Below are 6,778 nucleotides of genomic sequence, written 5' to 3' on the forward strand. Positions count from 1 at the left end.
GCAAGGTCAAGCGGGCTTCGCGTCGAGACTCCTGCAACTTGGAAAAGCCAACCGCTTGGGTTATCCTGCGGCGATGGTCACAGTCCTTCGACAGTTCGGCATGCGCTTCGTCATCTATACCGCCGATCACGAGCCGCCTCACGCGCATGTGGTCGGAGACGGGGAAGCGCGCATCGACATCGAGAGCCTTGCCGTGATCACGCAGGGGAATATGTCGGACAGGGACGTGCGCCGCGCGGTCGCCGTCATCGAAGACAACCGGCAGCTGTTCCTCGACACATGGAGACGATATCATGGCTGACGTTACCGACGCCGAACTGACAGAGGCGAAGCGCCGCTGGGAGGCGGAACGCGCCGAGCGGCCTGTGGCGACAGGCGTCCGCTTCGACGCGGCCTCCGAGCGGATCGTCGTGGATTTCACGAACGGCGCATCGTTCCTGTTTCCGGCCCGCGCCCTCGAAGGCCTGCAGGATGCGCCCGCAGACCAGTTGGCGGAGGTCGAACTTCTTGGGGAAACCGGACTGCACTGGGAAAGCCTGGATGTGGACTACACGATCGCGGGCCTGATGAGCGGCATCTTCGGAACGAGGGCTTTCCTGGAGGCGCAGCGCCGCGGCGGACAATCCCGCTCGCCGGCAAAGGTCGCCGCAAGCCGGGCGAACGGCAAAAAGGGCGGACGCCCAAAGACATCCGCCCCAAAACGAAGCCACGTAAAATCCTGAAAACCCTACTTCCGCACGTCCGTGCGAAACTGCCGGGCGATGCGGTCGAGGACGGCGTTGACGAGCTTCGGCTCGTCTTCCTCGAAGAAGGCGCGGGCGATCTCGACATATTCGGTGACGATGACGGCGACGGGCACGTCCTTGCGCTCGGTCAGCTCGAACGTGCCGGCGCGCAGGATGGCGCGGACGGTCGAATCGAGCCGCGACAAGGCCCAGTCGTCCTGCAGCGCCGCGCCGATCAGCGGGTCGAGCTTGCGCTGGTCGCGCACCACGCCCGAGACGATGGAGCGGAACCAGGAGGCATCCGCTTTCAGATAGGTGTCGCCGTCGATTTCCTGGCCGAGGCGATGCGTCTCGTATTCGGCGACGATTTCGAGCACGCCGGTGCCGCCGATATCCATCTGGTAGAGGGCCTGCACGGCGGCAAGACGCGCGGCGCCGCGCTGGTTTGCCTGCTTGAGCGGCGGCGTCTGTTCGGTCGGGGTGCTCACTGTTCGCCTCCGAGCTTGGCTTTCAGCGCGATCATCGTCAGGGCGGCGCGTGCGGCAAAGCCGCCCTTGTTGCCTTCCGACTTGCGGGCCCGGGCCCAGGCCTGCTCATCGTTCTCGACGGTCAGGATGCCGTTGCCGATGGCAAGGCTTTCGCTGACGGTCAGATCCATGATGGCGCGGCAGGATTCGTTGGCGACGATGTCGAAATGGTAGGTTTCGCCGCGAATGACCATGCCGAGCGCGACAAAGCCGTCATATTCGGTGGCGCCGTTGTCGATGCCGTCGAGGGCCATGGCGATCGCGCCGGGGATTTCGAGCGCGCCGGGCACGGTCACGACGTCATAGGTGGCGCCGGCATCCGTCAGCGCGGAGGTCGCGCCGTCGAGCAGCGCATCTGCCATGTCGTCGTAGAAGCGGGCCTCGACGATGAGGATATGGGGCTTGCCGCTTTCGGCCATCGGTTCACCTGTCTCGAGATAGACGCAAAAAGAAATGTGGAAATCGCCGGTCGCTTGGCCGGCAGAGGCACGGGTCAAACCACGGCGGGGCTGGAATGGCAAGCCTTTTCCATGCCGCCTGACGCAGGGCAGCTTTGCGATGCGCGCGATTCGCCTTTAAGAGGGAGATCATGCACACCATACCGACCCTCGAGACGAACCGCCTCATCCTCCGCCCCTATCGCCGCGACGACTTTTCCGCCTATGCGAACCTCTTTGCCGAACCGGAGGTCGTGCGCTTCATCGGCGGCGTGACGTTCTCGCGGGAACAGGCGTGGACGCGCTTCCTGCGGCAGGTCGGCATGTGGCACTATTTCGGCTTCGGCTTCTTCGCTCTGCAGGACAAGGAGAGCGGCGCGTTCATCGGCGAGGCCGGTTTCCACGATCTGCACCGTGTCATCCAGCCGTCGCTCGAAGGCACGATGGAAACCGGATGGGCGCTCTCTCCGGCCGCCCACGGCCGGGGCTATGCCACCGAGGCGGTGTCCGCCGCACTCCACTGGGGCGAGCGGACCTATCCGAAAGCGCGCCGCACCTGCATCATCGACCTCTCCAACACGGCCTCGCTGCGCGTCGCCGCCAAGCTCGGCTTTCGCGAGACGGCACGCACCGTCTATCACGGCGCGCAGGTCATTCTCTGCGAACGGCAGCTCTCCGACCGCCAGGCGGGAACGCCTTGAAAAGACGTCAGACGGTCTTCGCCGGGAAGTCTGCGAGCCGTGCGGCGTAGCGCGCCATCGTGTCCACCTCGAAATTGACGCGGTCGCCGGCCCGGCGCTCGCCCCAGGTGGTGACCTCCAGCGAATGGCGGATCAGCAGCACGTCGAATTCCGTGCCGTTGACGGCATTGACCGTCAGCGACGTCCCGTCGAGCGCGACGGAGCCCTTTGGCGCGACGAAACGCGCCAGATGTTCGGGAGCGTTGAGACGGAACCGCGTCGCCTCGCCTTCCGCCTCCACCGACAGGATCTCGGCCGTGCCGTCGATATGGCCGGACACGATGTGGCCGCCCAGCTCGTCGCCGATCTTCAGCGCCCGTTCCAGATTGATGCGCGCACCGGCCGACCAGCCGGCGATCGTCGTCAGCCGCAGCGCCTCTTCCCAGGCTTCCACCTCGAACCAGCGCTCGTTCGCCCCTGCCTCGGGCAGCGCGGTCACGGTGAGGCAGACGCCGGAATGCGAAATGGAGGCGCCGATGTCGATGGTGGCGGGATCATAGGCCGTGGCGACCCGCAGCCGGACGCCTTCATCGAGCGCCGTCACGCTCTCGACCTTGCCGATGTCAGTCACGATGCCGGTAAACATCAAGGGGTCCTCTCGTAGATATCCAGATGGTCGGGTCCAAAAGCCTCGCCAGACATATGCATGAATGACGCCGGCACAAGCCCGGGGCGGATCGGGGATGCGATCCCCTCCATGCCTATCATGGGCGTGCCGATCGTGGGCGTACCGGTGAACAGCAGCAGGCGATCGACCATGCCGGCATTAAGGAACGAGGCCGCGGTACGGGCTCCGCCTTCCACCAGCAGCGAGGACAGGCCCCGGCTGGCGAGCGCCGGCAGCAGCAGATCGAGCCGGCGCGGGTCCCATTCGAGCACCTCGACGCCCAGCACCGACAGCGCGTCGGCCCGGTCCTGCCGAGCCCGTGCCTCGATATCCCCGCCGTCCGACGACAGCACGCCGCCCACCGCGATGACCGGGACCGTGCGTGCCGAGCGCGCCAGCTTGCTCCCCGGCGGCAGCCGCAGATCGGCGTCGAGCACGATGCGCACCGGCGAGCGATCCTCGAGGCCCGGCAGACGCACCGTCAGCTCCGGATCGTCGGCCAGCGCCGTGCCGATGCCGACGAGGATGGCATCGGTGCGGGCGCGCAGATGCTGCACATAGGCCCGGCTTTCCGGCCCGGTGATCGCCACCTGCCCTTCTCCCGCCGCTCGCCCCCGCACGCCGATCATGCCGTCGCGCGACAGCGCCAGCTTCAGCGTCACATGCGGACGGCCGAGGCGCTTGCGCAGGAGATAGGCTTCGAGCGCGCGCTCGCCCTGCGCCGCCAGCACGCCCGTTTCCACCGAAATGCCGGCCTCGCGCAGCATGGCGATGCCGCGACCGGACACGCGCAGGTCGGGATCGACGACGGAGACGACGACACGGGCGATGCCGGCGCGGATCAGCGCCTCGGCACAGGGCGGCGTGTGACCGTGATGCGAGCAGGGTTCGAGCGTGACATAGGCCGTCGCGCCGCGGGCCGCCTCGCCGGCCTGTGCCAGCGCCTGCGTTTCCGCATGCGGGCGTCCGCCGGGCGCGGTGACGGCGGCGGCAATGATCCGGGGGCCCTCCGCGTGACCCTGCCCGGGGCCCTCCCCGGAGCCTTGCCCGTCATCCCGCACGATCAGGCAGCCGACCGAGGGGTTGCTGCCGGTCAAGCCGAGATTGCCGGCACCGACCGCGATGGCCTGCGCCATCAGCTGCTCGTCCGCCGGCACGCCGGAGGCTAGGCCGACGCCGTCCACGCCGATCCCATCGTCGGCCCCATCGTCGGCGGCATCGTCGTCCATCTGGTCGTCGGGGGGCGTCATGTCGGCGGTTCCGGTCAGGCGCCGGGGTCGCGGGCGATCTTGGCCGAGAGTTCCGCCATCACCTTCTCGAAATCCTCCGCATGGGAGAAATCGCGATAGACGGAGGCGTAGCGCACGAAGGCGACGTCATCGAGCCCTTTGAGCGCTTCCAGCACCTGCAGGCCGATTTCTTCCGACGCGATCTCGCTCTCGCCCGAGCTTTCCAGCCGCCGGACGATGCCGGAGACGGCGCGCTCGATCCGCTCGCGTTCGACCGGACGCTTGCGCAGCGCGATCTCGAACGAGCGCAGCAGTTTTTCCCGGTCGAAAGGGGCCTTCCGACCGGTCTTCTTCAGCACCATGAGCTCGCGCAGCTGCACGCGCTCGAACGTCGTGAAGCGCCCGCCGCAATCCGGACAGATGCGGCGGCGGCGGATCGCCGCGCCGTCTTCGGCAGGCCGGGAATCCTTGACCTGGCTGTCTTCCGATCCGCAAAAAGGGCAGCGCATGCCGTGACAGCCTTACAGGTAGCCGTACATCGGGAAGCGGCCCGTCAGCGCCACGACCTTGTCACGCACGCCGGCTTCCACCACCGCATTGCCCTCGTCGGAATTGGCGACCTTGAGGCCGTCGAGCGTCTCGACGATCAGGTTGCCGATCTCCCGAAACTCGGCTTCCTTGAAGCCGCGCGTCGTGCCGGCCGGGGTGCCGAGACGAATGCCCGAGGTGACGAAGGGCTTTTCCGGATCGAAGGGAATGCCGTTCTTGTTGCAGGTGATGTAGGCGCGTCCGAGGGCTGTTTCCGCCCGCTTGCCGGTCGCGTTCTTCTTGCGAAGATCGACCAGCATCAGGTGGTTGTCGGTGCCGCCGGAAACGATGTCGAGACCGCCGTCGACCAGGGTCTGCGAGAGCGCCTTGGCGTTCTTGACGATCTGGGCCGCATAGTCCTTGAATTCCGGCTTCAGCGCCTCGCCGAAGGCGACGGCCTTCGCCGCGATCACATGCATCAGCGGGCCGCCCTGCAGGCCGGGGAACACGGCCGAGTTGAACTTCTTGGCCAGGTTCTCGTCATTGGTCAGGATCATGCCGCCGCGGGGGCCGCGCAGCGACTTGTGCGTCGTCGTCGTGGCCACGTGGCAATGCGGGAACGGCGACGGGTGCTGCCCACCGGCGACGAGGCCGGCGATGTGCGCCATATCGACCATCAGCCAGGCGCCGACCTCGTCGGCGATCTCGCGAAAGCGCTTCCAGTCCCAGATGCGGGAATAGGCCGTGCCGCCGGCGATGATCAGCTTCGGCTTGTGCGTGCGCGCGCTTTCGGCGACCGCCTCCATGTCGAGAAGGTGGTCTTCCTCGCGCACGCCATAGGAGACGACGTTGAACCATTTGCCGGACATGTTGACCGGCGAGCCGTGCGTCAGGTGTCCGCCGGAATTGAGATCGAGGCCCATGAAGGTATCGCCCGGCTGCAGCAGCGCCAGGAACACGGCCTGGTTCATCTGCGAACCGGAATTGGGCTGCACATTGGCGAAGTTGACGCCGAACAGCTGCTTGGCGCGGTCGATCGCGAGTTCCTCGGCGATATCGACGAACTGGCAGCCGCCATAATAGCGCTTGCCCGGATAGCCCTCGGCATATTTGTTCGTCATGATCGAGCCCTGCGCTTCGAGCACGGCGCGCGAGACGATGTTCTCGGAAGCGATCAGCTCGATCTCGTGGCGCTGGCGACCCAGCTCCTTCTCGATCGCACCGAAAATATCCGGATCGCTGTCGGCGAGAGACCGGTTGAAGAAGACGTCGTTGGCGGCTGCATCGCTCATGATCAGGCTCCTATAGGGCGGTGGCACGGTGTTTATCTCCCTCGCATGCCAAGGGCAACCCGCGCCCCGCGTTTTGCGCCATTTGCCGCGGCGTCTGCGCTGTCGGTGGTGCGCGTGCTTCGGAAGACGCAATTGGTCGTGACCGTCAGGACGAAGGCGGACCCGCGAGCACGAGCGTGAGATCGATCGAGCTGACCGGCTCGTTCAAGCGACCGTCGGCAATCGCCACGATCGTTTCCAGAACGGATCCCATCTCGCGCATGACGTGATGGCTCCAGAAGCGTGCGACGTTCCAGCCATTTGCAGCCATGACGGCGTTTCTTGTCCGGTCGTAATCGCTTCCGGCATGCTGATGACCGTCCAGCTCCACGACGAGACGGATTTCCCGACAGGCGAAATCGGCGAAATATCGATCGATGGGCAGCTGCCGCACGAATTTGAAACCATTCAGCCGTCGCGCGCGCAACGCGCCCCAAAGCAGGCGCTCTGCATCATTGTCCACCTGACGCAGCCGCCGTGCCCGCGCCGTCGTCCGCCGGTCCGGCCCTCTCATGGCCCCTCCGCTCAGGGCTGCCCACCCAAATCTTCTGCCCGCGCGCGGGAAGAGCGGACGAGACTGCCTCGCTCCCGAAGAAAACGCAACCGGCGCCCCGCGTCTCTTCTACCCGTCCAAACGGGGAGAAGATGCCGGCA

Annotated in this window: 10 protein-coding genes; 3 read left to right on the forward strand and 7 right to left on the reverse strand. The window is 66.3% G+C overall.

Annotated features, from left to right (window positions below; genetic code table 11):
- The first annotated feature begins 73 nt into the window (after positions 1-73).
- On the forward strand, positions 74-301 hold the full coding sequence (locus C8J36_RS06570; RefSeq protein ID WP_062596695.1) for a DUF4160 domain-containing protein: 228 nt from the start codon (positions 74-76) through the stop codon (positions 299-301).
- Complete coding sequence (locus C8J36_RS06575) at positions 294-722, forward strand: DUF2442 domain-containing protein (RefSeq protein ID WP_062596696.1); 429 nt, start codon at positions 294-296, stop codon at positions 720-722. Before C8J36_RS06570 ends, C8J36_RS06575 begins: the two co-directional genes overlap by 8 nt.
- 5 nt (positions 723-727) lie before the next feature.
- Here C8J36_RS06575 and nusB read toward each other — a convergent pair whose 3' ends face one another.
- Complete coding sequence (gene nusB / locus C8J36_RS06580) at positions 728-1,213, reverse strand: transcription antitermination factor NusB (protein ID WP_062596697.1); 486 nt, start codon at positions 1,211-1,213, stop codon at positions 728-730.
- Positions 1,210-1,671 (reverse strand): 6,7-dimethyl-8-ribityllumazine synthase, encoded by a 462-nt coding sequence (gene ribH, locus C8J36_RS06585; RefSeq protein ID WP_062596751.1) that lies wholly within the window; start codon positions 1,669-1,671, stop codon positions 1,210-1,212. The genes nusB and ribH overlap by 4 nt, the downstream gene beginning before the upstream one ends.
- 170 nt (positions 1,672-1,841) lie before the next feature.
- Between ribH and C8J36_RS06590 the strand changes: the two genes are divergently transcribed.
- Complete coding sequence (locus tag C8J36_RS06590; RefSeq protein ID WP_132533529.1) at positions 1,842-2,390, forward strand: GNAT family N-acetyltransferase; 549 nt, start codon at positions 1,842-1,844, stop codon at positions 2,388-2,390.
- Between the two features lie 7 nt (positions 2,391-2,397).
- On the opposite strand, the gene C8J36_RS06595 is transcribed toward C8J36_RS06590, so the two are convergent.
- The 5 genes from C8J36_RS06595 to C8J36_RS06615 form a co-directional block, all read right to left on the reverse strand.
- Positions 2,398-3,015 carry a riboflavin synthase gene (locus tag C8J36_RS06595; protein ID WP_132533531.1) on the reverse strand — a complete coding sequence of 206 codons (618 nt, stop codon included), beginning with the start codon at positions 3,013-3,015 and terminating at the stop codon, positions 2,398-2,400.
- Positions 3,015-4,172 carry a bifunctional diaminohydroxyphosphoribosylaminopyrimidine deaminase/5-amino-6-(5-phosphoribosylamino)uracil reductase RibD gene (gene ribD / locus C8J36_RS06600; protein ID WP_245506487.1) on the reverse strand — a complete coding sequence of 386 codons (1,158 nt, stop codon included), beginning with the start codon at positions 4,170-4,172 and terminating at the stop codon, positions 3,015-3,017. The genes C8J36_RS06595 and ribD overlap by 1 nt, the downstream gene beginning before the upstream one ends.
- A 128-nt stretch (positions 4,173-4,300) precedes the next feature.
- Positions 4,301-4,774: a transcriptional regulator NrdR gene (gene nrdR / locus C8J36_RS06605; protein ID WP_062596700.1), complete on the reverse strand. Its 474-nt coding sequence runs from the start codon at positions 4,772-4,774 to the stop codon at positions 4,301-4,303.
- A gap of 12 nt (positions 4,775-4,786) precedes the next feature.
- The gene (gene glyA / locus C8J36_RS06610) at positions 4,787-6,085 is read right to left on the reverse strand and encodes a serine hydroxymethyltransferase (protein WP_132533533.1); all 1,299 of its coding nucleotides are present in this window, start codon (positions 6,083-6,085) and stop codon (positions 4,787-4,789) included.
- Between the two features lie 145 nt (positions 6,086-6,230).
- Positions 6,231-6,638: a DUF559 domain-containing protein gene (locus C8J36_RS06615; protein ID WP_132533534.1), complete on the reverse strand. Its 408-nt coding sequence runs from the start codon at positions 6,636-6,638 to the stop codon at positions 6,231-6,233.
- Positions 6,639-6,778: the final 140 nt, after the last annotated feature.

Source organism: Rhizobium sp. PP-F2F-G48 (assembly GCF_004342335.1).
GTDB lineage: Bacteria > Pseudomonadota > Alphaproteobacteria > Rhizobiales > Rhizobiaceae > Ferranicluibacter.

Bases quoted from the DNA above. Each gene is read 5' to 3' on its own strand.
- C8J36_RS06590 (WP_132533529.1), top strand. From the start codon at position 1,842: ATGCACACCATACCGACCCTCGAGACGAACCGCCTCATCCTCCGCCCC.
- C8J36_RS06570 (WP_062596695.1), top strand. From the start codon at position 74: ATGGTCACAGTCCTTCGACAGTTCGGCATGCGCTTCGTCATCTATACC.
- C8J36_RS06615 (WP_132533534.1), bottom strand. From the start codon at position 6,638: ATGAGAGGGCCGGACCGGCGGACGACGGCGCGGGCACGGCGGCTGCGT.
- glyA (WP_132533533.1), bottom strand. From the start codon at position 6,085: ATGAGCGATGCAGCCGCCAACGACGTCTTCTTCAACCGGTCTCTCGCC.
- ribD (WP_245506487.1), bottom strand. From the start codon at position 4,172: ATGGCGCAGGCCATCGCGGTCGGTGCCGGCAATCTCGGCTTGACCGGC.
- C8J36_RS06575 (WP_062596696.1), top strand. From the start codon at position 294: ATGGCTGACGTTACCGACGCCGAACTGACAGAGGCGAAGCGCCGCTGG.
- nrdR (WP_062596700.1), bottom strand. From the start codon at position 4,774: ATGCGCTGCCCTTTTTGCGGATCGGAAGACAGCCAGGTCAAGGATTCC.
- ribH (WP_062596751.1), bottom strand. From the start codon at position 1,671: ATGGCCGAAAGCGGCAAGCCCCATATCCTCATCGTCGAGGCCCGCTTC.
- C8J36_RS06595 (WP_132533531.1), bottom strand. From the start codon at position 3,015: ATGTTTACCGGCATCGTGACTGACATCGGCAAGGTCGAGAGCGTGACG.